This is a genomic window from Candidatus Sphingomonas colombiensis (assembly GCA_029202845.1).
Taxonomy (GTDB): domain Bacteria; phylum Pseudomonadota; class Alphaproteobacteria; order Sphingomonadales; family Sphingomonadaceae; genus Sphingomonas; species Sphingomonas colombiensis.
The window spans coordinates 693,250-715,507 of sequence record CP119315.1; the positions used below are offsets into that span (position 1 = coordinate 693,250).

Genomic DNA, 22,258 nt, shown 5'->3' on the forward strand with positions numbered 1-22,258 from the left:
GGCTCCTTCAACGCACGCGCGCCAGGCGCACGTGCGCGCCGGCATAAAGTTCGCGGACCGCGGGTTTGGACAATTTGCCGGTGGCGAGCCGCGGCAGCGGCTCGGCCGAAAAGACCACGTAGCGCGGCACCTTGTAATCGGAGAGATTGGCGTTGCAGTGCACGATGAGCGCCGCGACATCGATGGCCGCCGGGCCGTGATAGACGACGAACGGCGTCTCGCCGAAGCGCGCATCGGGCGCGGCGATCGCCAGCGCCTCGACCACGCCGGGGAATTCGCACACGACGCGCTCCACCTCGGCGGCGGAGATATTGAGCCCGCCCGAGATGATCAGATCCTTCAGCCGGTCGACGAAGGTCAGCAGCCCCCGTTCGTCGAGCATCCCGATATCGCCCGAATACAGCCAGCCGCCGCGGATCGCCTTGGCGGTCTCCTCCGGGTTGCGCCAATAGCCCTGCATCATCCCCGGCGAGCGCATGAGGATTTCCCCCGCCTCGCCCGGCGCGCAATCGCTGCCGTCGGGGCGCACCACGCGCAGGTCCATGAACACCCCGCCCCAGCCGCATTTCTCCGGCGCGTCCATCGCGAGATGCTCGGGCATCATCGTCGCATTGCCGCCGATTTCGGTCTGGCCGTAAATCTGACGGATCGTGACGCCTTTCGCTTTGTAAGTTTCGAGCAACTGCCGGCTGACCCGCGCGCCACCGGCGGTCGCCAGCTTGATCGAGGAAAGATCGGCATCGGCGAATTCGGGTAGCGCGGCGATGAATTCGAAGAACGCCGGCACCGCGCCGAAACAGGTGATCCGCTCACGCTCGATCAGTTGCAGCGCTCCGATCGCCGAGAATTGCGGCATCATGTAAAGTGTACAGCCCTGCGTCGCATAGTGGAGCAGTTGGACGAACCCGGCCGAGGTGCTGAGCGGCGCAAGGCTTATAATCCGCGCCCCGGCCGACGACGCGGTTTCCTCGACCGCCCAGCTCGCGGCATAAGCGGTCATCGAGCGGTTGGTGAACACAACCCCCTTGGGCTTTGCGGTCGAGCCAGAGGTGGCGATGATCACCACCGGCGCATCGGGATCGGGATCGTGCGCCGGCGTTATAGGAGCGCCGTGGCGCAGCGCCTCGATCTCCGCCATGGCGCGCGGCGACAGGCCCGCCGCCCGCACCTGTTCGGTTTGCGCGGGCGCGGCGAAGGCGAAACGCGGCTCGGTCGTCTCGCACAATTCGCTGATCTCGCGCGCGGTGTAGCGAAAGTTGACCGGGCTGACGATGCCGCCGGCACGGATCACGCCGAGGATCAGCGCGACATAAGCGATGCTGTTGGTCGCGCAGATCGCGACGCGGTCACCGGGGCGAAGCCCGTCCGCGATCAGCCGCGCGGCAATGCGCCCCGCCCAATCGTGCCATGCGGCATAGGTCAAGATATCGCCGTCGAGATGGACCGCGGGCTGGTCGCCGCGCATCCGTGCCCACCATGCGATCGCCCCCGGTAAGGTTTGCGCCATCCGTGCCTCTCCGTCCGGCGGTTACGATCCACCGCGCTTCGTCGAACGGAAGCTACGGAAGCTTTTATCTAATGACAATAGATTTTTTTGACGGGGCCTTGCGCGCTATTGTTTCGGAGCCGCTTCTCCGCTTATCTATCGTCCATAGATTGAACGGCCAAGAGCCGTCGGACATGCAAGGAGAGCCAGATGGACCGCTACGATTACATCATCGTCGGCGCGGGCGCAGCGGGATGTGTGCTGGCCTATCGCCTGAGCGAAGCCCCCGCGAACCGGGTCTGCGTGATCGAGGCCGGGCCGCGCGATACCCACCCCTTCATCGCCATGCCCAAGGGGCTGGCGAAGGTGATGGCCGATCCCAAACATCTCTGGGCCTATGCCAGCCAGCCGGAAGCGAGCACCGCCGGCCAATCCGAAATGTGGGTGCGCGGCCGGGTGCTAGGCGGATCGAGCTCCATCAACGGCATGATGTGGGTGCGCGGCCAGCCGGCAGATTTCGACGCGCTCGCGGAACTGACCAGCGACGATTGGAACTGGGAGCATATCGGGGCGGCCTATGCCGCGCTCGAAAATCACGAACTGGGGGCCGCGCCGACCCGCGGCGGCAGCGGGCCGCTGAAGGTGACGATGCCAACGATGCGCGACGCCTTGTCCGAAGCGCAGATCCGTGCCGGCGAGGCGATGGGCTGGCCGCGCAAACAGGACATCAACACCCCCGACAACGACGACGGGATCGGTTATGCCCCGCGCACGATCGCGGGCGGCAAGCGGCAAAGCGCTGCGACCGCTTTCCTGCGCCCCGCCGAGCAGCGCGCCAATCTGACCGTTCTGACCGATTGCACGGTCGATCGCGTCGTCTTCGACGGCAACCGCGCCACCGGGGTGGAGGTACTGCGCGGTGGTCGCCGCGAAACGGTCGGTGCCGCGCGTGAGGTGATCCTGTGCGGCGGCGCGATGGCGACCCCCGGCATCCTCGAACGATCCGGCGTCGGCGATGCCCGGCGACTCGCTGCGCTGGGCGTCCCGCTCGTCCACGACAATCCCGAAGTCGGCGAAGGGCTGATCGAGCATCGCGGGCTTATCATGCAATGGAAGCTCACCCGCGATCTTTCGCAGAACAAGGAATTCAGCGGCTGGCGGCTGCTGCGCGCGACGCTGCGTTATTATCTGACGCGCGGCGGGCCGATGGCGTCCGCTGCCTATGAGATCGGCGGATGGTTCCGCACGCGGCCGGGGCTCAACCGCCCGGATGCGCAGGTGCTGGTCGCGCCCTTCTCGTTCGATTTCGACAAGCAGCGGCAGGATGTCGAGCGCTTTCCGGGGATGAGCGTCGTCGTCTATCCATTGCGGCCTACCTCGCGCGGCAGCATCCATATCGCGACCCGCGACCCCGATGCCGCCGCGACCTTCCAGCCCAATTATCGCGCCAATGAGGCCGATCGCCAGGCGATGATCGGCGCGGTTCGCGTGATCCGCGATTATGTCCGCCAGGCGCCGCTCGGCGAAATGGTCGGCGAGGAAACGATGCCCGGCGCGGTGGTCGACAGCGATGCGCAGATTCTCGACGCTTACGATCGCTTCGGCACCTGCGGCTATCACGCGGTCGGCAGTTGTCGGATGGGCAAGGATGGCGCCTCGGTGGTCGATCCGCAGCTCAACGTGCGCGGGGTCACCGGACTGCGCGCGATGGACACCTCGATCATGCCATTGATTCCGGCTGGAAATACCCAGGGGCCGACGATGGCGATGGCGTGGCGCGCGGCCGATCTGATCCTCGCCGCGCGCGACTGAACCGTCACCTGCACGTTTATCTATTGACATTAGATTTAAGAGAGCAGACCATTTAGCGGTCGCCGAGAGATGGCGACGGGTTGACGCGACAGAGGTCGCGCAGCGACTTCAAAGGGAGGATGCGAAGGTTATGGCTCGCGCCGTCAAACTCGCGCTCGTAGCGCTTTCCACCACTGCCATGTCGCCGCTTGCGGCGACCGCGCAGACCACCGATCAGTCACCGCCGGCCGACACCCCGCAAAGCGCAGCGCCCACGACGGACGACATCATCGTTTCCGCGCGCCGCCGTGACGAACGGCTCCTCGACACGCCGGTCGCGATCACCGCCGTTTCGGGCGAAAAGCTCGGGCAATATCAGGTCACGACGGTCTCCGACCTCGCGACGCAGGTGCCCTCGCTCGTCGCGGGCAAGGCCTCGTCGGGGTCCGCCGCCAGCATCTTCCTGCGCGGCGTCGGTTCGACCGCGCTCAGCGCCGGGTTCGATCAGTCGGTGTCGTTCGTGATGGACGGGCTGCCGCTCAGCCGCGGGCGCGACATCGCATTGCCGCAGTTCGACATCCAGCGCGTCGAGGTGCTCAAGGGACCGCAGGCTCTGTTCTTCGGCAAGAACACCACGGGCGGCCTCGTCAGCATCACCAGCAACGGGCCGACCGATCATTTCGAAGCGGGAATCAAGGGCGGCTACGGCTTTGAAGCGAAGCAGAAATATGTCGAAGCTTATATCTCCGGCCCGATCAGCGACACGCTGAAGGCGCGCATCGCGGGCCGTTATTCGAACAGCCTGGGCGCGTTCACCAACACCGCCGCCCCAACCTATACCAATTACATTCCCGGACAGGAACGCTTCCGCAATTCGGCCCATCGCGGTTTCGCGGAGACGATCGGGGTGCGCGGCACGATCGACTGGACGCCGAGCGATACGGTCCATTTCGAGCTGAAGGGCGGCTATGCCAATGTGCAGGACGGCGGCCCGACCGACAATCAGGAGCGTTTGTGCGGCGCTGGCCGGACGACGCCTGCGTTCGCCAATGGCATCCCGCCCAGCCCCAATGCCGATTGCCGGGTCAATGGCCGCTCGGATCAGTCGGGCATCCCGATTCAGGTAGCGCAGGCCAATTACCGCTGGGCGCGCGACGGCCATATGTATGGGGATTTCACCTCGGAATATGCGGTGCTGACCGGCAATATCACGAGCGACCCGTTCGACGTGACGTCGATCACCGGCTTCTACCATTTCCGGCAATATGATCTGAACAACGTGTCGGGCGAGGCTTATCCCGCCGGCTTCTCCGAAAAGACCGACTTCGTTCAATATTCCGAAGAACTGCGTTTCCAGTCGAAGTTCGACGGTCCGTTCAACCTGCTTGCCGGCGTGTTCTACGCCCACGGCGATCTGATCTTCAACACCGACGCATATATCTTCCCCGTGCCGAATGACGGGGTGTCGGGCACCTTCGTCACGTTCAAGCGCAACGACGGCTTCAGCAGCGATTCGATGTCCGGCTTCGCACAGGGCACGCTCAATATCGGCAAGCTCGAACTGTCGGGCGGCGCGCGTTACAGCTTGGAATCGCGCAATTCCTATCAGCAGTCGCTCCCCGCCTATAGCGCCTTCGCGGCCGTCTTCCCCGGCAATGTCCGGATCGACGATCGCTATCGCGACACAAATCTCTCGCCCGAAGCGACGATCCGCTACAAGCCCAATGCCGATACGACGATCTACGCCGCGTATAAGCAGGGCTTCAAATCGGGCGGTTTCAACATCTCGCAGTCACTCATTCCCGGCGCGACCGATGCGACCGGCCGGTTCGGCGCCGAGCGCGCGGAGGGCTTCGAGGCCGGGCTGCGCACCTTGCTGTTAGGTCGCGCGCTGAGCTTCAACCTCACCGCCTACGATTATACCTATAAGAACTTGCAGGTGCAGTTCTTCGATCCCGTCACAACGGGCGAGATCGCCGGTAATGCGGGCAAATTGATCACCAAGGGCGTGGAGGCCGATTTCAACTTCCGTGTGCCGGGCCTCAGCGGTTTCAGCCTGCATGGCGCCGCCGCCTATAACGACGCGCGCTATCATGATTTCATCGGCCAATGTTTCTCGGGGCAGACGATCGAGCAAGGCTGCAACCAGGATTTCGATCCCGCGAGCGGCGCCTATACCAAGCAGAATTACGAAAATCGCATCGCGCCCAAGGCGCCGAAATTCTCCGGCCGGGCCGGTGCGACGCTCGATCTGCCGGTGACCGCCTCGGGCTTCCGCCTCGTCACCAATGGCGATGTCAGTTATTCGTCGAGCTATAATTTCTCCGACGCGCTGCGCCCGGATTCGATCCAGCGCCGGTTCGCCAAGGTCGACGCATCGATCGCGCTCGTCGCGCCCGACAAACGCTGGACGCTGTCGGTGATCGGGCGCAACCTCACCAACCAGCTCGTCGTCATCACCTCGAACGATATCCCGTTCACCGGGGGCACGGGCACCGGCACGCATGTCGGCAATGTCTCCGACATCAACGCTTATGTCGAAAATCCGCGCGAAATCTTCGTCGAGTTCGGCATCAAGTTCTAACCCTGCACGTCGACAAGCTTCTGAGGGGCGTCCACCGGGCGCCCCTTTTTGCTATTTGCCGTATCGCGCGCGCAGGCCATCGAGAATGGCCCGCAGCGACTCCACATAAAGTTGCTCATCGTCCGCCGGCGCACGTGCGAGCGCCTCACGCAGATAGGGGAAATGCGCCGCATCGACCGCCGGCATCGCGGGGGTGTGATGCGCCTCCGCCGCCGCGGCGAACAACGACGAGCCATAAGTGAATTTCTCGATCACCTCGAGCAGCACGGCATGGGCCTCGGGCGGATAGGGGCAATCGATCAGCGTCCGCTCATAGGCCGGCAGCATCAGCTTGCGCGGAAAGAAGCGCATCGCAAGCGGCGCGGCATTGGGGTGGCGCAGCGCGACCCGGCGCGTCGCCAGGCTGAGTTCGATCGTGCGGGTCTCCCAATCATCGGACCAGCGCTCCTGCTCGCGATTGATCTCCTCGAGCATGTAGCGCGCGACCTGGGTGAGCAACTCCTCCTTATCCTTGAAATGATGGTAGAGCGAGGGCGCGCTGACTCCGATCGAGCGCGCCACCGATTGCAGACTGAGCGCATCGAGCCCGTCGCGATCGATGAGCGCCAGCGCGGTTTCGGCCGCCGCGCGCCGCGTGATTAGCGGCTTGGACGGGCGCCCCGCCTTGGGGACGCGGACCTCTTCCGGCGCGATCGTGTCATTGGCGGCTGGCGTGCCGCTTGCTGCTGCCCGTTTGTTCATTGCCTCACGCTAGCGTGGCCATGGGGTTTGGAATAGCCATCGGCGAAACTTATGGCATAATCTATTTCCATTAGATATTCTTTCGCACGAGAGGAGGATCGCAGATGACAAACATCAAGCGACGCTATCGCTCGGCCGACGGAATCGAGTTGGTCGCGGATGTGGCCGGGCCGGCGGACGCCCCTGCCGTCGTGTTGCTGCACGGCGGCGGCCAGACCCGGCACAGCTGGTCGGGCGCGATGCGCGATCTTGCCGGTCGCGGCTATCACGTCATCAGCTATGACGCGCGCGGCCACGGCGAAAGCGACTGGTCCCCCACTGCGGATTACGCGCTCGACGACCGGGTGAACGACCTGCGCGCGATCGTCGAGACGCTCGCGCAGCCCTATGCGCTGGTCGGCGCGTCGCTGGGCGGCGCGACCGCGATCCACGCCGCCGCATCGGGGCTTTCGCCAGCGGCGATGATACTCGTCGATATCGTGCCCGAACCCGAGCATGACGGCATCGCGCGGATCGTCGATTTCATGCGCGCCAATCCCGCCGGCTTCGCCTCGCTCGATGAGGCGGCCGATGCGGTCGCCGCCTATAACCCCGCCCGCCCGCGTCCGCGCGACCCCAGCGGGTTGCTCCGCAACCTGCGCGCGCGCGACGACGGGCGGCTTTATTGGCACTGGGATCCGCTCACCACCGCGACGCCTGCGGCCACGCATCATGCGGTCGTCCAGCGCTCCGCCAGGGCGCTGGCACAACGATCGAAGATGCCGTTGATGCTGGTGCGCGGGCTGAAAAGCGAGGTCGTGAGCGATTCCGGCGTCGCGGCGTTCAAGGCCGATGTCCCATGGCTCGAAGTCGCGGACGTGCGCGACGCGGGGCATATGGTAGCGGGCGATCGCAACGACGCCTTCAGCGCCAGCGTCGCCGCCTTCCTCCTGCGTCATCTGACGGTCGAGATGCCGGCATGAGCGCGACGCTGGATGGACGGGTCGCGCTTGTCACGGGCGCGAGCGCCGGGCTCGGGCGCGGTTTTGCGCGGACGCTGGCGGCGGCGGGCGCGGCGGTCGTGGTGTGCGCGCGTCGCGAAAAAGCACTGACGACTTTGGTAAAGGAGATCACCGCCGAAGGCGGCCGCGCGCTGGCGCATCCGATCGACATCGCCGATGCCGCGGCGATCCCGGCGGTGTTCGACGCGGCGGAGGCGACATTCGGCACGGTCGACATCCTCGTCAACAACGCCGGCATCCCGGACGCCAATTACGCCACGCGGCTGTCGCTGGAGACGATCGATCGCGTGATCGACGTCAATTTTCGCGCGCCGTTCCTTTTTGCGACCGAAGCCGCGCAGCGGCTGATCGCGGCGGGCAAGCCGGGGCGGATCGTCAACCTCTCATCGGTCGGCGCATTCCACTACACTCCCACCAGCGCATCGGCGCTCTATTGCGCGACCAAAAGCGGCATCATCCGCATGACCGAGACGCTGGCGCTGGAATGGGCGGCGCATGGCATCAACGTCAATGCGATCGCCCCCGGCTTCTTCGAAAGCGAAATGACCGCCGGATTCATCGACCGGGTCGGTGACAAGGTGCGCGATCGCTTTCCACGCCGGCGGTTCGGCACCCCTGCGAAGCTCGCCAGCACCTTGCTATATCTGGTTGATCCGGAATCAGATTTCGTCACCGGAACGTGCATCACCGTTGACGACGCACAGACCAGCCGCTGATCCTTGCGCCTAATAAATCTATTGCTATTAGATTAATGACTGATTAGACTCGCCGGAAAGAGAGGAGAGGTGCGCTATGAATGATGTCGCCGAACTTGCGAAACCGTCCGAGCGCAAGGTCACGCGGTTGTCCGATCTCACGCAGAGCCAGCAGCACGCGATCCGCCGCATCCCTGCGGAGCGTGACGCGGTGAACGTGCCGCTGGCGGCCTCTCGTCCCAATGCGATCTTCACCGGCCGCGCGCGATTCGAGGCGGAGCAGGCGAAGGTGTTCACCAAACATGCCGTGCCGGTCGCGGTCGCCGCCTTGCTGCCCGAGCCCGGATCAGTCGTCGCGGTCGAGGCTTATGGAAAGCCGCTGCTCATCACGCGGACGCGCGACGACGAAATCCGCGTCTTCATCAACGCCTGCCAGCACAAGGGCGCCAAGCTGGTCGAGGATTGCGCCGTCCACAAACAGGGGCGGATGGTGTGCCCCTATCACGCCTGGACCTATGGCCTCGACGGCAAGCTGATCGGCGTCGCCCGCTCGGACATGTTCGAGGGGGTAATCAAGGATCAGCGCGGGCTGAAACAGCTCGCCAGCACCGTCTGGGGCGGGGTGATCTACGCCCAGCTGGACGGCGGCGCGCTCGACGTGTCGCAGCTGTCGCCGCAGGTCGATGCGGATTTCGACGCGCTCGGCCTGCCGACCGCGCACGTCTATGGCCGCAAGACGTTCGACCTGAAGGCCAATTGGAAGGTCGTGCTCGAACCATTTCTGGAGGGCTATCACGTCCAGCGGCTCCACGCCGCATCGATCGGCAATCTGTTCGTCGACGCACCCAGCATGGTCGACAGCTTCGGCGCCAACATCCGCCAGGTTTCCGGGCGCATCGGTTATGAACCGGCGATGCTCGACGAGGACCCCGACGGCAATATCCACAAGCTGATCACCCACGCCTATACGGCTTTCCCCAACGTCGTGGTGGTAACCAGCCAATATTACATCAGCCTGATGATCCTGATGCCCTATGACGTCGATCGGACGATCGTCCATTATTACATGCTGACCCCCGGCGCGGCGACGACACCCAAGGCAGAGGAAGTATTCGAGCGGTCTTACGATCTCATCATCAAGGTATTCGGCGGGGAAGACTTCCGCGCGGCGCAGATCAGCCAGGAAGGTCTGAACGCTGGCGTCCCGGAGAATACGGTCTATTGCGGGCTCGAGGAGAATGTGATCCGCTATTATGATGCGTTCGAAGCGCTTCTCTAGACCGGGGGCCGTAAGCCGGTGAACGAACTGTCGGGTCTGCGCGATGCGCTCGACCGACATCTCGCGGGCGCCGCGCCCGGCGAGGCATGGCAGGCGCTGATCGCCGCCGGGGTCACCGGCCTGCTGGTGCCCGAGGACCTGGGCGGACTGGGTTTGCCCGCTGCGGCCGCCGCGCCGGTGATGGAAGCGATCGGCGCCCATAATGTCGCCACGCCGTTTCTCGAATCCGCGATCCTCGCCGCGCGCCTGCTTCAAATCGAACGAAGCGCGGCCGGGGATGCGATATTGCGCGCGATCGCCGATGGCGCACGCATCGCGATCGCCGGGCTCGATGCCCGGCTGCGACCGACGCTTAGCGCTACGCCGACCGCGAGTGGCTGGCGACTGGACGGCGATGCCGCACTGGTGCTCGACGGCGCGACGGCCGATCACCTGCTCGTCGTCGCGCGCACCGAGCGATATGCGAACGCGCTGTTGCTCGTCGATCGCGACAGGGCCTCGGTCCTCGCGCGCGCCTATCCGACGATCGACGGGCGCGCCGCCGCCGACCTGCGTTTCCTCGCCGTCGATGCGATCTTGCTGGCGAACGATGTGGGCGAAGCGCTGGAGGCGATCGCCGATATCGCGCTCGGCTGCCTCGCCACCGAAGCGGCTGCGCTGATGCAGCGGCTGGTGGCCGACACCGTCGCCTACGCCAAGCAGCGCGAACAATTCGGCCAGCCGATCGCGCGCTTTCAGGCGATCCAGCACCGTCTCGCCGATATGCATATCCAGACGCGGCGCACCCGCGCGATCGCCGCGCGGGCGATGGATGCGCTCGATGCGCATTGGGCGGAGCGCGCGCGGCTGGCGAGCGCAGCGAAAGTGACTGCGGCAAACGCCGGGCGGTTCGTCGGGCAGAATGCTGTCCAGCTCCACGGCGGGATGGGGATGACCGAGGAATTGCCGATCGGCCGTTGCTTCAAGCGGCTGACGGTGATCGAACACGAACTCGGCAGCGCCGACCAACATCGCCAGCGTTATGCGCGGATGGCGGCGCAATCGCGGGGTTAGAGCGGCTTCCGTCCCGGCCGCGCTGGAACGGCCGCTCCATGTCATTGATGAACCGCGATTTTCGAGACAGCAGGAGATTCCACCTGCTTCAAAATCGCGCTAAATCCCGAATTCGGCCTTAGCGATGATCCCGCGCTGGATCTCGTTGGTTCCGGCGTAGATCGGCCCGGCGCGGGCGTTGAGATAGCGCAGCGGCGCGATCGCCTGCCACGGCGCGGCGCTGCAATAATCGCCCGGATCGCCGGGATAATCGACCACTGGCCCGCCGGCCTTCGCCACCCCCGGTTGCCACGCCCGGCCGAGCGCCCCCGCCGCCTCCAACGCAAGTTCCGACAGTCGGCCGGCGAGTTCGGTGCCGAGGATTTTCATCATCGAGGCGTCGCTGCCGATCGGCGCGCCGCGCGACAGGGCCGAGAGCGTTTCGCTCTCCAGCGCGTCGAGCACTTCGATCTCGATCGCAAGATCGGTGAGCTTCGCCGCGAACAGGGGATCGTCCGCTAGTGCCCCCGCTTCGTCACGCAGCGCATCGAGCCGCACCTGCAATTCGGGGGCGTAAGCCGATCCGCCGCGCTCGAACTCCAGCAGGTATTTCGCCACCGTCCAGCCATCGTCGATCGCGCCGAGCACATTGGCGACCGGCACGCGGACATTGTCGAAGAACACCTGATTCTGAATCCACTCGCCCGAGGACATGACGATCGGGCGGACCTCGATCCCCGGCGTCGTCATATCGATCAGCAGGAAGGTGATCCCCTGCTGCTTGCGTTCGGCGCGCGTGGTGCGGACGAGGCAGAACATCCAGTTCGCGACATTGGCATGGGTCGTCCAGATCTTGCTGCCCGAACAGATGAAATCGTCACCGTCGCGCACCGCCTTCATCTGCAGCGCGGCAAGGTCCGATCCCGCCTGCGGTTCCGAATAGCCCTGACACCAGAAATGCTCGCCCGAAAGCATGGACGGCAGGAAATACGCCTTCTGCGCCGCGCTGCCGAAGGCGAGGATCGCCGGCCCGGCCATGTTGATCCCCATCGGCGAGGTGGGCGGGGCGCCGGCGAGCACGCGCTCGCGCGCGAAGATATGCCGCTGCACCACCGTCCAGCCGGCGCCGCCATGCTCCCTGGGCCATGCCGGCGCAGCCCAGCCCTTCTCGTGCAGGATCGCCTGCCACGCCATCTGTGCATCGTGATCGGCATAGACGCTGGTCATCCGCTCGCCCGCGAGGCGCAGCGCCGGCGTCAGCTTCTCGGCGAGAAACGCCCGCACCTCGGCGCGAAACGCCTCATCTTCGGGCGACAGCGCGAGCGTCATGCAGGGGCCAGCGATTTGGGGATGAAAATCGCCTTGGGCCGGGTGAATTCGAGCAGCCCGGCGATGCCATTCTCCTGCCCGAACCCCGATTGCTTAGCTCCCGCGAGTGGCGTGAACGGCGTCGATTGCAGATTCTGGTTGATCCATATCGTGCCGGTATCGAGCCGGTGCGCGATCTCGGTCGCCTTGCCGACATCCGCCGACCACACCGCGCCCGCAAGCCCATATTCGGTGTCGTTGGCGCGCCGCACCACATCGTCGAGATCGTCCCATTTCAGCAGCGGCAGCACCGGCCCGAACGCTTCCTCGACGACGACACGGGCATCGTCAGGCGGGTTGTCGACCAAAGTGAGCGGGACGAAATAACCGCGCTCGGGCACCGCGCCGCCCTCGAGCAGCGTCAAGCCGCTGGCGCGCGCATCGTCGAGCAGATCGAGCACCCGGCGATATTGCGGCTCGTTCTGGATCGGGCCGTAGCGATTGCCCTGCTCCGCGCCGTCGCCGACCGGGGTCGCCTTGGCCAGTTCGTGGAGGCGATCGCGCAGCCGATCGTAGATATCGGCGTGGATGAACAGCCGCTTGGTCGCGACGCAAACCTGCGCAGTGTTGTGGAACGCCCCGTCGAACAATTGCGCGGCAACGGCATCGACATCGACATCGGGGAGCACGATCGCGGCATCGTTGCCGCCCAGTTCGAGCGTGATCCGCTTGAGATCGCGCGCCGCGCTTTCCATCACGCGCCGCCCGGTCGCGGTCGATCCGGTGAAGCTGATCTTGGCGAAGCCCTTATGCGCGGTCATCAGCGGGCCGAGCGCGTCGCCGCCGGAAATGACGTTGAGCACCCCGGCCGGGAAGCAATCGCGGATCAGCGCGCCAATCCTGAGCGTGGTGAGCGGGGTGAACGGCGAAGGTTTGAGCACCAGCGTATTCCCCGCCAGCAGCGCGGGCGCGATCTTCCATACCGCAAGCAGCACCGGGAAGTTCCACGGCACGATGCCGCACACCACGCCCAGCGGCACATGATGAACCTCGATCCGCCGCGTGTCGGTATCTTCGGTGACGTCGACCGGGATATCCAGCATCGTCGTCGCGCGCAGCCACATCGCCGCGCCGAGAATCTCGCCCTTCGCGCCGGGATAGGGCCGCCCCTGTTCGCTGACGAACAGCGCGGCGAGTTCGTCGGCATGGGCCTCGATGATGTCGGCGGCCCTGCCCAGCGCCGCCTTGCGCTCGGTGATCGGCACCGTCCTCCACGTCTCGAACGCGCGCGCTGCCGCTGCCACCGCGCGATCGAGATCGTCGGCGCTTGCATCGGGGGCTTCGGCGAAAATCGCTCCCGTGGCGGGGTTGCGCACCGGCAGGGTGCGTGCGGTCGACGCGGGGGCGCCGTCGATCGTCATGTTGAACGGTTTAGCCACGCTCGCCATTCGACTCTCCTCTATGCGGCATTCTCACCGCTTGCTTCTCGTAATCTAATGTCATTAGATAATAACGCTGGCAAGCCTTTTGGGAGATGGACGTGGCACAGGATGACATGCTGACCGGCGGATGCAATTGCCGCGCGGTTCGATACACGCTTTCGGCACCCCCGCTCGCGGTCGTTGCGTGCCATTGCACCTCATGCCGGCGGCAATCGGGCGCGGCTTATTCGGTCAATCTGCTGGTGCGCGCCGAGGCGATGACAGTCGAAGGGACTTTGACGCGCTGGATGGACCCCGACACCGAAAGCGGACTGCCGCTGGCGCGCGAGTTTTGCGGCGTCTGCGGGTCGCCGATCCGCTCGCTCCCCGCGACGCTGCGGCATTTCGTCGTCGTCAAGGCCGGGACATTGGATCAGGCCGATCAGTTCGCGCCGGAAGCGCATATCTGGACCTGTTCGAAACTGTCGTGGGTGACTTTGCCGGTGGGCATCCCAACGCACGCCACGGGCGCCGGATGAACCAGTTTTCGATTTCGCGGTGCCAGTTGCAATGTGTAACTGAGCGTCACATCCCAGACCGGTCGGGGTACTACAACCTAGTCGAAAATTCGGGCCGAACGGGAGAAGCCGCCCGACCGTTCTTGGGGTCCGCTCAAAGGTGCAGATACGGCCGCAAATGGGGTCGTGAGCCGACGTTAAGTCGGCGACGCGGCCGGGTGACGGCTACGCGCCCTCAAGTCGGCCATTCGATCGCGAGGGTTGCGGCGCGGCTTGGAAGGACCGCCATGGGGACTTTCCCGCCGGTTTCAGCGAACGGCTCATCTGGCGGCTTCTGCCTGAGCGGACGTTGCTGCTCGATTGACAGGTGCCAATCCGCCGCCACGCATTCGCAACCGTCCCTCCCTGCACCTGTGCAATCTCGGCCTCACGCAACTTCCCGATGATCTCCTCGGCCGTGTACTTTCTCGATGCCATCCATTCTTTCATTCAGGGTCCAAATCAACATTGATTTTGGACCGCCCTGAAGGGAGCGGATCGGGCGGGTTATGCTCAGCATCACCCGCCCTGTGGGAACCGCTTTCTTGATCGGTTACATCCGATAGGAAAGTCGGAGGTAACCGAACTGCCCCGGGACATCATAAGTCGTCGGGTCGTAATTGTTGAGGCTGCAGCTGAAGCAACCCGGCGGGTTGACGTTAAGCAGGTTGTTGACCCCCAATGTTAACGCGAAGCGGCTGTCCATGAACGTCGGGCGGAACTGCAACTGAAGGTCGGTGTAGAAGCGGCTGCCCAGCCGCGTGCCGTTCTGGATTTCGGTTACGGCGTCGATGTAGCGCCCGGTGACCGATGCCGAAACAGGACCGAGCGACCAATCGAACACGCCGGTACCCTTAAAGTGCGGATAGGCCTGGTCGGGGCTGCCGCGTTCAGTGCCGAGATAGCTCGTGGTCGTGGTGCCGGTGGTAGCCGGCACGCCTTCGGCATATTTCAGCAGCACGTTGCCGCTGAGGCTGAGCCCGAAAGCGCCCGCGCTGGTATCGGCACTGCGCAAGATGAGCGTCGCGTCGATGCCTCGGGTGCGGATCGTACCGGTGTTGAGCAGCACGCCGTTGATCGCCGAGATGAAGCCGTTGGGCGTGCGTCGCACCGCGGCGCAGCTTAGCGCGTCGCCCAATTGCGCGCAGCGGTTGAGCAGCACGCTTGCGTCGATCGAGGCGATCGCGCCCTTGAGCTGGATATCGTAATAATTGACCTCAAGGCTCACCGCGCGCATCGCGCCACGCCGCGCCCAGTCAGGGCTATAAACCCCGCCGAACAAGATCGTGCGCGCGGTTTCGGGCTTCAGATCGGGATTGCCGCCGGTCAGCACCGGCAGCTGCCCGCCCTGCGGTTCTGCATAGCTGCCATTGGCGGGAACGCCGTTGGCGGTGCAGTTCGTGCGCACCGTCGCCGAGGTCTGGTAGAGCGATCCCACGACATTGGTGCACGGATCCGACAGCGGCACGTCGAACCGCGAAAGCGCGCCATACAGCTCGCCGATGCTCGGTGCGCGCAGGCTTTCGGCATAGGAACCACGCAGCAGGAGGTCGGCGACCGGCTTCCACTGCGCGCCGCCGGTCAGCGTGGTATTGCCACCGAAAGAGGAATAATTCGAATGGCGCGCCGCACCGCTTAGCTCGAGCAGTTTGAAGCCGGGAACATCCTTGAGCAGCGGCGCGCGCAATTCGCCATAGACCTCGTCGACCGTAAACCGGCCACTCGCCGCCTGTGCCGGAATATCGGCGCCGAGCCCGGCCTGGATCACCGCATCCGGGGTGAAGCTGCCATATTGGGCCCGATGTTCGTAGCCGAGTGCGATGCCCAAGGGGCCGCCGGGCAGATCGAACAGCGCGCCCGAAAGGTTGAGCTCATAATCATTGAGCCGCTGGCGACTGCGATCGCGCTCGTCAAAGCCGACGAAGGCGAGCATCGCCGGGGTGACCGAGCCGATCCCGCCGAAGATATTGAACGGAACGCATGGGCCGGTGCACTGCGAGACAGGCCCCAATGCCTGCGCAAGCTTCGCGGCGTTGATATTGCCGGTGAACAGCTGGTGCGCGTCGTTGAGCCCCAGGACGGCGTTGGCATCCCAATACCAGTTATGGCCGAACAGGCGGAACTTGCCGTCGAGCGTGCCGGTAATGCTGAAGGTGTCGACGGTCTGCGTGTAGGTACGCTGCCCGGCCTCGACCAGCCGCCGGGCGATGAAGCTGTAGGTCGCGGGTTGCCCATTGGTGCCCGAATTCAGCGTCCCAAACGGATTATAAGGGTTGGTCGCGTCGATCGAGATCGTGTCGAGCAGATTGCCATTGCCCGCGTCGGGCCCAACGAACAGTGGCAGGAATGCCGCCTGATTCTGTGAGCGGCGATGGTTGTAGACCAGCTTCACCCGCAAATTGAGGGCGTCGCTGAACTCGGCGCGCGCGTTGAGGAAGCCGCCATAGCGCTCGCTGGGCGTCTCGAAATAGTTGAACGGCGCGAAGTTGAAGCGGTCAGCTGAAGTGAAATTCTTGTAATCGCCCCCGACCAGTGTCGGATCGTACACCGGTTTGCGGCCCACCACTGGACCGCGCAGCGTAAGATCTTTGCCGTCGACGTCGAATCGGCCGAGCGGGGTCGCGCCACTGCATCCGCCGATCGGGTCCGAGCAACTCGTTTGCCCGGGATTGGGATATTGCGAAATCGCGCGGTCGCGCGCGCTTACCGAGCCCTGTTTGATGTAGTTCACACCCGCGACGATGTTGACCCCGTCTTTTCCGGTGCCGTAACTCATCTGGTAATTCTGGGTTTCGCCATCGCCCTGCCGGAACGAGCCGACCTGTGCCGAGGCCTTGAACCCGTCCTGCCGGGCCTTGGTGATGATATTGACAACGCCGGCGATAGCGTCCGAGCCGTAGAGCGGCGAAGCGCCCGATTGCAGCACCTCGATCCGCTCGATCATGCCGTCCGGGATCGAGTTCAGGTCGACCGAATTGGGAATGCCGCTCGCCGCCGCGCCGCTGACGTAGCGAAGACCGTCGACCAGCACGAGCGTGCGCTTGGCGCCAAGATAGCGCAGGTCGATGGTCGACGAACCCGCGCCCACCCCGCCCCCGTCGGGCGGGTTACCGAGGTTGCCGCTGTTGTTGAACCGGGTGTTGAGGCCGCCCGACGAACTCGGCAAGCGCTGGAGCACGTCGGCCACCGAGGAAAGCCCGGTCCTGGCAATCGCCTCGCTATCGACGCTGACGACGGGTGACGCCTGATCGAGTGGGTCGCGACGGATGCGCGAGCCGGTGACGACGACTTCGGCGCTCTGCGTCACATTGTCCGGCGCTGAAGCCCCCGTCGATTGCGCTGCAGCGGGCGCCGCAATCACAGTTGTCGAGAACGACGCAATGGCAGCGCCGGCAAGCCAATGGAATCTGGATGTCCTCATGACTGATTTCCCCTCTTTATTCTGACCGCGCGATGCCTTGCCGCGACGGTTCTTCTTGTCGCTCCAAGGCTATCCAGGTTGCTCCGGAGAACAAGTGGGGCTTTTCGATTTGTTCGCTACTATGGTAAAATTGCTGCACCTTTTTAGAAGAGATGGTCGTGACCCCTCCTCTACTTCGCCAAAGTGGTGGATGAGCAGATGAGTGGCAAAATTAGCATTGCATTCAACGCTCATGGCCAGGGCCAATTGATGTTGCCGGGGGCGTGATCTGATCCGGCTCTATAAGGACACTGGTGACAAGCATCTGTACTGGCTGACGGGCGAACAGATGGCACGTTTGCGGCGAAATTTTCCCACGAGCCGCCGCAAGGCTGGGGTGGACGATGACAGATGCACAGCGGCGTGAACCCGAGGCTCCGTGCCATTGCTGATGCGAACGGCTTCTTCTGTCAGTAGCGGCCATTAGGCGATCGCACCCGGAACGGTCGGACTTGAGTCGCTGGCTGCCGCGTGGCCTTACACAAGGTCATCGCCTCACGGCGTTCATCCCAGCCGGGCTCCTATGCGCCTCATTGCGGCCATTCAGTCCGATGAGGCACGGCCCCGAAACCTGTCGTTTGTTCATGATGCGCGGCGTGATGACCGGGGGCGGCTGACTTTGGGACAGGAAAGTTGATCCGCTTCAACGCCTGGTCGCCGAGCGCACACTCTCCTGTCAGATCGATACATGATGGCGTGGTTAATCGAAAAAGACGGGAGGAGCGAAGCTGTCGTCAGACCAGTGCGGTGGTCAGGGTTTTCGCTCGCGGAGATCATCAAACCCTTCATCTTTCATATGCTGCTGGCCGGATCGTTCATCGCAGCTTATGCGCTCATCCTTACAAAGGCCCGCGAGACGGGGCTGCAAACTCGGCTCCGTGTCTTCGGACGAGTTTTTACGACGTTCGAACATCCCGGCCGGGGAGGGATTTTCGCTAATCTCGCTCTGCCGACAGGGATGTTGATCCTCGCGTTCGCGCTGCCGGTCTGGCGCGCCTATCGGCGCCGGTACATTCCGACCAATGACGGATTGATCTGCCGCAAGCAGGGGCAGGTCGTCTGTTTGCAACCCAGTGAACTTTCGCCCGCAAGATTCGAGCAGACCCAACTGGGCCCTCGCGTGCGCTTTGGTGTGGGCGACGTCGGAATCCTCTCCTTTCGGATATCGCGCACTCAGGCCAGAAAGTTGGCGAGCGCGCTGCGCACGATCGGCGTCGCGGTAGATGACAAGGCGCTTCAGGCCGCCGGGAAACCCGCAGATCTTGGTCCGACCGAAGCTATCTTGTGGAAGGGGCGACAGGGTTTGCGCGCGATCTCACCTATGCGCCGTATCGCCCTCGCCGGGGCTGCCGTCATATTCTTCGGCTACGGTTCGCTCACCGTGCATGCCATGGCGACCGCAAGCGATTGGGTGTCGGTGCTCGTCCGGCTTGGCATGATCGCACTGCTTGGCGGCACCTCCGTAGTAGCCATGGTCATCCACGGATGGCAGCCATTCACCGAGATGATATTCGACTGCCTCGGCAATCTGATTGTTACGCCGCGCCGGCTGGTAGGGACCACGCCGATCACACTGCGGATCTATCGAGAAATTCCTCGCAACGTCGTCCTTGATGCGTTCATCGTGGAACGCATCGGTCGGCGCGTCTGGATCTCGCTGCGGACAGCCCAGGTCAAAGGGGATAATGAGATTATTGATATTTTCGGGGTGCCGTGCGCGGATGATGCGGTTGCCGCCACCCGCAACATGTGTGGTTGATGCCGATGGCTGATAAGCTGCGGATATCGAAAGGCGACGGATCAGCGCCGCGGACAAAATCCGCCCAGTACGCGACTGCGATGCTCGGCCTCTTCTTACCGCTATGCCTCGCTAGTTGCTCGAAGGCGCCGCCTGATCGGCCCGTAATGCAGCAAGACCAATCCAAGCCAGCCTATTGGCCGGTGGCCCCGCTCAAGGGCGTCTATCTCGGGGGTTTCGAAACAAGCGCGATGTTCCTCTGCAACGTGCCGCGTGCGCAATGCGTCGCGGGTTTTCCTGAGGACGGTTGTTGGGTCGAGTTCTCCAAACGCGCTTCTGATCAGGTTATCCAGATCATAAAGCAGCGGGACCCGCGCCTATATGGGGAGTATTGGTTTGAAGGCGCGGGTCGGGTGGCGTGGCAACCAGGCAATTTTGGTCATTTGGCGACGTACAAATGTCAGGTTGAATTGACCGAGGTCCGCCAGTTTGACGATGGACCACCCTATGGGTCTAGACCTCCACCCCCGTAACACGAGCGGCGTGGGCCGGTTGATTAGCTGCCTGGCGGGTAACCTTCGCTTAAAGCGACCCGACAATCCCGCCGGCACGGTGATCCGCTACGGCGGCCTCCAGCTGACGGTGGACGGTTATTATATCAAGATCCGCGACCAGCTTGCCCTGTCGGAGAATATTTCCGCAACGCTCAATCCGCAGGTCCAGGCATTGCTGACCCCGCTCGTCGGCGCGAGCGGCTCGGCACGCTTCTTCATCAACGGCCTGCGTTCCACCACGCAGGGCATCGATGCGGTCGCGCACTATCGGCTGAACACCCCCGCGGCAGGCGCGTTCGATTTCACGCTGGCGGGCAACGTCAACAAGATCGCGGTGGAACGCAACTTCACCGGCGTGACGGGCAGCCTCATCCCGGCGGCGAACCTGTTTGCGCGCGCCCGCCTGTTGACGATCGAACAGGGCACGCCGGGTGAAAAGGTGACCGGAACGCTCGACTGGTCGCTCGACAAGCTCGGCGCGATGGCGCGGGTCACCTATTACGGCAACGTCAATCAACCGGGCTCGACGCCGGCGGCGGATATCAACACCGGCCGTCATGCGATCACCGATCTCGAACTGCGCTATCAGGCCCCCAAGGGCGCGCAGATCGGCATCGGCGTGAACAACCTGTTCGACGTCTATCCGGATCGCTCGCCTGCCACGCTCAGCTCGAATGGCGTGGTGGCCTTTCCGTTCTACTCGCCGTTCGGCTTCAACGGGCGTTACGTTTATGTGCGCGCCGGCCTGAACTGGTGACAGCCGGGAATGGCGGCATGTGGATCGATATTCACATGCCGCCTTCCGTTAGTGATCGCGCGCAAAGCCGGGGCATATATCGCCTGAGCGGCGCAAATCCGCTCGCGAGATCCAGCCGACGCCGATGGGATCAGGCTTCCGATAAACTTGGTATCAACCGGTCGCGCAATTCCCGCTTGAGAAATTTGCCGCTGGCGTTGCGTGGCAGCGCTTCGTCCAGCAGCCAAATGTGACGCGGCACCTTGTGCTTCGCCATCACCGTCGAACAATGGTGCCGCAACGCATCAGCAGTAAGCCGCTCGCCCTGCTTCAGCACGACGGCCGCCGCGACCTCTTCGCCCAATCGCTCGTCGGGAACGCCGAACACGCAGCATTCGGCGATCGCCGGGTGGCGATAGAGCCCCGCCTCCACCTCCGCGCTGTAAACATTCTCGCCGCCGCGCAGGACCATGTCCTTCTTGCGGTCGACGATGAAGATGAAGTTGTCCTCGTCGATCCGCGCGATGTCTCCGGTGTGCAGCCAGCCATCGGTGATCGCGGCAGCGCTCGCCTCCGGGCGGTTGATGTACCCCTTGATGACGGCGGCGCCCTTGACCCACAGTTCGCCGACGGCACCCAGCGGCACCGTATTCCCGTCATCATCCACGCACTTGATCTCGAAGCTCGGCATTGCCGGCCCGGCGCTGTCGGGCTTGTCCACGAAGAAATCGCCGGCGACCGAGGTGATGATGCCGCACGTCTCCGTCATGCCATAGCCGGTGCTCGGCCGTGCCGTGCTCACCTGCGCCTCGATCTTGTGGACGAGATCGGGCGGCACCTGCGCGCCGCCGCCAGCGAGTGAAATCAGGCTGGAGGTGTCCGTCGTCGCGAAATCGGGATGGCTGATGAGTTCGCGCGCCATCGTTGGAACGCCGCTCATCGCACTCACCTTCTCGCGCTCGATCAGCCGCAGCGCCTCGCCCGCATCCCAGCGATACATCAGCACCAGCGTGCCGCCCGCCGCGGTCGTCGCATATGTACCGCAATTATTGGCGGTGACGTGGAACAGCGGCGTCGTCAGCAGCGTAACCGGCGGCGCCGGCGGTGCTGCGGGCGGCGCGGCGCCGGTGGCGCGCTCCACTGCCAGCGCGGTCGACGCGGCGGCAAACATGATGTTGAACAGGTTGGTGAGGCAACCGCGATGCGTAAGCTGCGCGCCCTTCGGAAAGCCGGTCGTTCCCGAAGTATAGAAGATGCACGCGTCATCGTCCGGATCGACCGACACTTCCGGCATGGCGCCACCATGCGCGATGACGCGTGCCCATGGCGTGACATCGGGTGCTACGGCCAGTTCAGCATCCGACAGGCGAACCGCTACGAGATGGATCGCCGGCGACAGCTCTGGCCGCTCGCGCAGCCGGGCGAGGCGCTCGGCATCGACGAACAACACCTTGGGCTGGGAGTCGGCGAGCGCATAGGCCATCTCCTCGCTGGTCCACCACGCGTTCATGCCGACCGCGGCGACACCGATCGATACGCACGCCCAATAGGCCAGCAGCCATTCGGGATAATTGCGCATCGCGATCGCGACCCGGTCACCGGGCCGAACCCCCTGCGCCCACAGCCAGGCGGCGACAGCATTCACCCGCTCATGCGCGTCGCGATAGGTCAGACGCTCATCGTGATAGACCAGATAGGGACGCTCGCCGAACTGTGCGGTGCCGAGCCATAGATCGCGCACCGAGATCGGTGCGTTTTTGTATGTGCGCAGGCGATGGCCCAGCACTTCCCGCTCAACAATTTCAAACACGCCGCCCGGCCCGGTCAGCTCGCGTCGGGCCTGCAGAAGCTCAGCGTAATGCATTCCTCATCCTC

14 protein-coding genes and 1 pseudogene are annotated in these 22,258 nt (G+C 64.1%); 9 read left to right on the forward strand and 6 right to left on the reverse strand.

Features of this window, described 5'->3' with window-relative positions; genetic code table 11:
- Positions 1–7 precede the first annotated feature (7 nt).
- Positions 8–1,507, reverse strand: a complete 1,500-nt coding sequence (locus P0Y64_03285) for an AMP-binding protein (GenBank protein ID WEK43866.1) — start codon at positions 1,505–1,507, stop codon at positions 8–10.
- A gap of 189 nt (positions 1,508–1,696) precedes the next feature.
- On the opposite strand from P0Y64_03285, the gene P0Y64_03290 reads away from it, so the two are divergent.
- Together P0Y64_03290 and P0Y64_03295 are read left to right on the forward strand one after the other, a co-directional pair.
- Positions 1,697–3,298 carry an FAD-dependent oxidoreductase gene (locus P0Y64_03290; protein WEK43867.1) on the forward strand — a complete coding sequence of 534 codons (1,602 nt, stop codon included), beginning with the start codon at positions 1,697–1,699 and terminating at the stop codon, positions 3,296–3,298.
- A 130-nt stretch (positions 3,299–3,428) separates the two neighbouring features.
- Positions 3,429–5,861, forward strand: a complete 2,433-nt coding sequence (locus P0Y64_03295; protein ID WEK43868.1) for a TonB-dependent receptor — start codon at positions 3,429–3,431, stop codon at positions 5,859–5,861.
- Between the two features lie 51 nt (positions 5,862–5,912).
- Here the strand turns inward: P0Y64_03295 and P0Y64_03300 are convergent, their stop codons facing one another.
- The gene (locus P0Y64_03300) at positions 5,913–6,602 is read right to left on the reverse strand and encodes a TetR/AcrR family transcriptional regulator (GenBank protein ID WEK43869.1); all 690 of its coding nucleotides are present in this window, start codon (positions 6,600–6,602) and stop codon (positions 5,913–5,915) included.
- A gap of 104 nt (positions 6,603–6,706) precedes the next feature.
- On the opposite strand from P0Y64_03300, the gene P0Y64_03305 reads away from it, so the two are divergent.
- From P0Y64_03305 to P0Y64_03320, 4 genes are all read left to right on the forward strand, one after another.
- The gene (locus P0Y64_03305; GenBank protein WEK43870.1) at positions 6,707–7,564 is read left to right on the forward strand and encodes an alpha/beta hydrolase; all 858 of its coding nucleotides are present in this window, start codon (positions 6,707–6,709) and stop codon (positions 7,562–7,564) included.
- Positions 7,561–8,319 (forward strand): SDR family oxidoreductase, encoded by a 759-nt coding sequence (locus P0Y64_03310; protein WEK43871.1) that lies wholly within the window; start codon positions 7,561–7,563, stop codon positions 8,317–8,319. Before P0Y64_03305 ends, P0Y64_03310 begins: the two co-directional genes overlap by 4 nt.
- A gap of 76 nt (positions 8,320–8,395) precedes the next feature.
- A complete protein-coding gene (locus tag P0Y64_03315; GenBank protein WEK43872.1) occupies positions 8,396–9,577 on the forward strand; it encodes an aromatic ring-hydroxylating dioxygenase subunit alpha in 1,182 nt (393 codons plus the stop codon).
- 18 nt (positions 9,578–9,595) lie between these two features.
- A complete protein-coding gene (locus P0Y64_03320) occupies positions 9,596–10,630 on the forward strand; it encodes an acyl-CoA dehydrogenase (GenBank protein WEK43873.1) in 1,035 nt (344 codons plus the stop codon).
- A gap of 99 nt (positions 10,631–10,729) precedes the next feature.
- Here P0Y64_03320 and P0Y64_03325 read toward each other — a convergent pair whose 3' ends face one another.
- Entirely contained in the window at positions 10,730–11,938 is a 1,209-nt protein-coding gene (locus P0Y64_03325) for an acyl-CoA dehydrogenase family protein (protein WEK43874.1), read from the reverse strand.
- On the reverse strand, positions 11,935–13,365 hold the full coding sequence (locus P0Y64_03330; GenBank protein WEK43875.1) for an aldehyde dehydrogenase family protein: 1,431 nt from the start codon (positions 13,363–13,365) through the stop codon (positions 11,935–11,937). The genes P0Y64_03325 and P0Y64_03330 overlap by 4 nt, the downstream gene beginning before the upstream one ends.
- 92 nt (positions 13,366–13,457) lie before the next feature.
- Here P0Y64_03330 and P0Y64_03335 point away from each other — a divergent pair, with 92 nt between their 5' ends.
- On the forward strand, positions 13,458–13,877 hold the full coding sequence (locus P0Y64_03335; protein WEK43876.1) for a GFA family protein: 420 nt from the start codon (positions 13,458–13,460) through the stop codon (positions 13,875–13,877).
- A 571-nt stretch (positions 13,878–14,448) separates the two neighbouring features.
- Here P0Y64_03335 and P0Y64_03340 read toward each other — a convergent pair.
- A complete protein-coding gene (locus tag P0Y64_03340; GenBank protein ID WEK43877.1) occupies positions 14,449–17,316 on the reverse strand; it encodes a TonB-dependent receptor in 2,868 nt (955 codons plus the stop codon).
- Between the two features lie 730 nt (positions 17,317–18,046).
- On the opposite strand from P0Y64_03340, the gene P0Y64_03345 reads away from it, so the two are divergent.
- Both P0Y64_03345 and P0Y64_03350 read left to right on the forward strand, forming a co-directional pair.
- Positions 18,047–19,114 carry a hypothetical protein gene (locus P0Y64_03345; protein ID WEK43878.1) on the forward strand — a complete coding sequence of 356 codons (1,068 nt, stop codon included), beginning with the start codon at positions 18,047–18,049 and terminating at the stop codon, positions 19,112–19,114.
- Between the two features lie 585 nt (positions 19,115–19,699).
- Positions 19,700–20,404, forward strand: a pseudogene (locus tag P0Y64_03350) (TonB-dependent receptor).
- A 130-nt stretch (positions 20,405–20,534) separates the two neighbouring features.
- Here the strand turns inward: P0Y64_03350 and P0Y64_03355 are convergent.
- Positions 20,535–22,247, reverse strand: coding sequence for a class I adenylate-forming enzyme family protein (locus P0Y64_03355; protein WEK43879.1), 1,713 nt, complete (start codon positions 22,245–22,247; stop codon positions 20,535–20,537).
- Between the last annotated feature and the right edge of the window lie 11 nt (positions 22,248–22,258).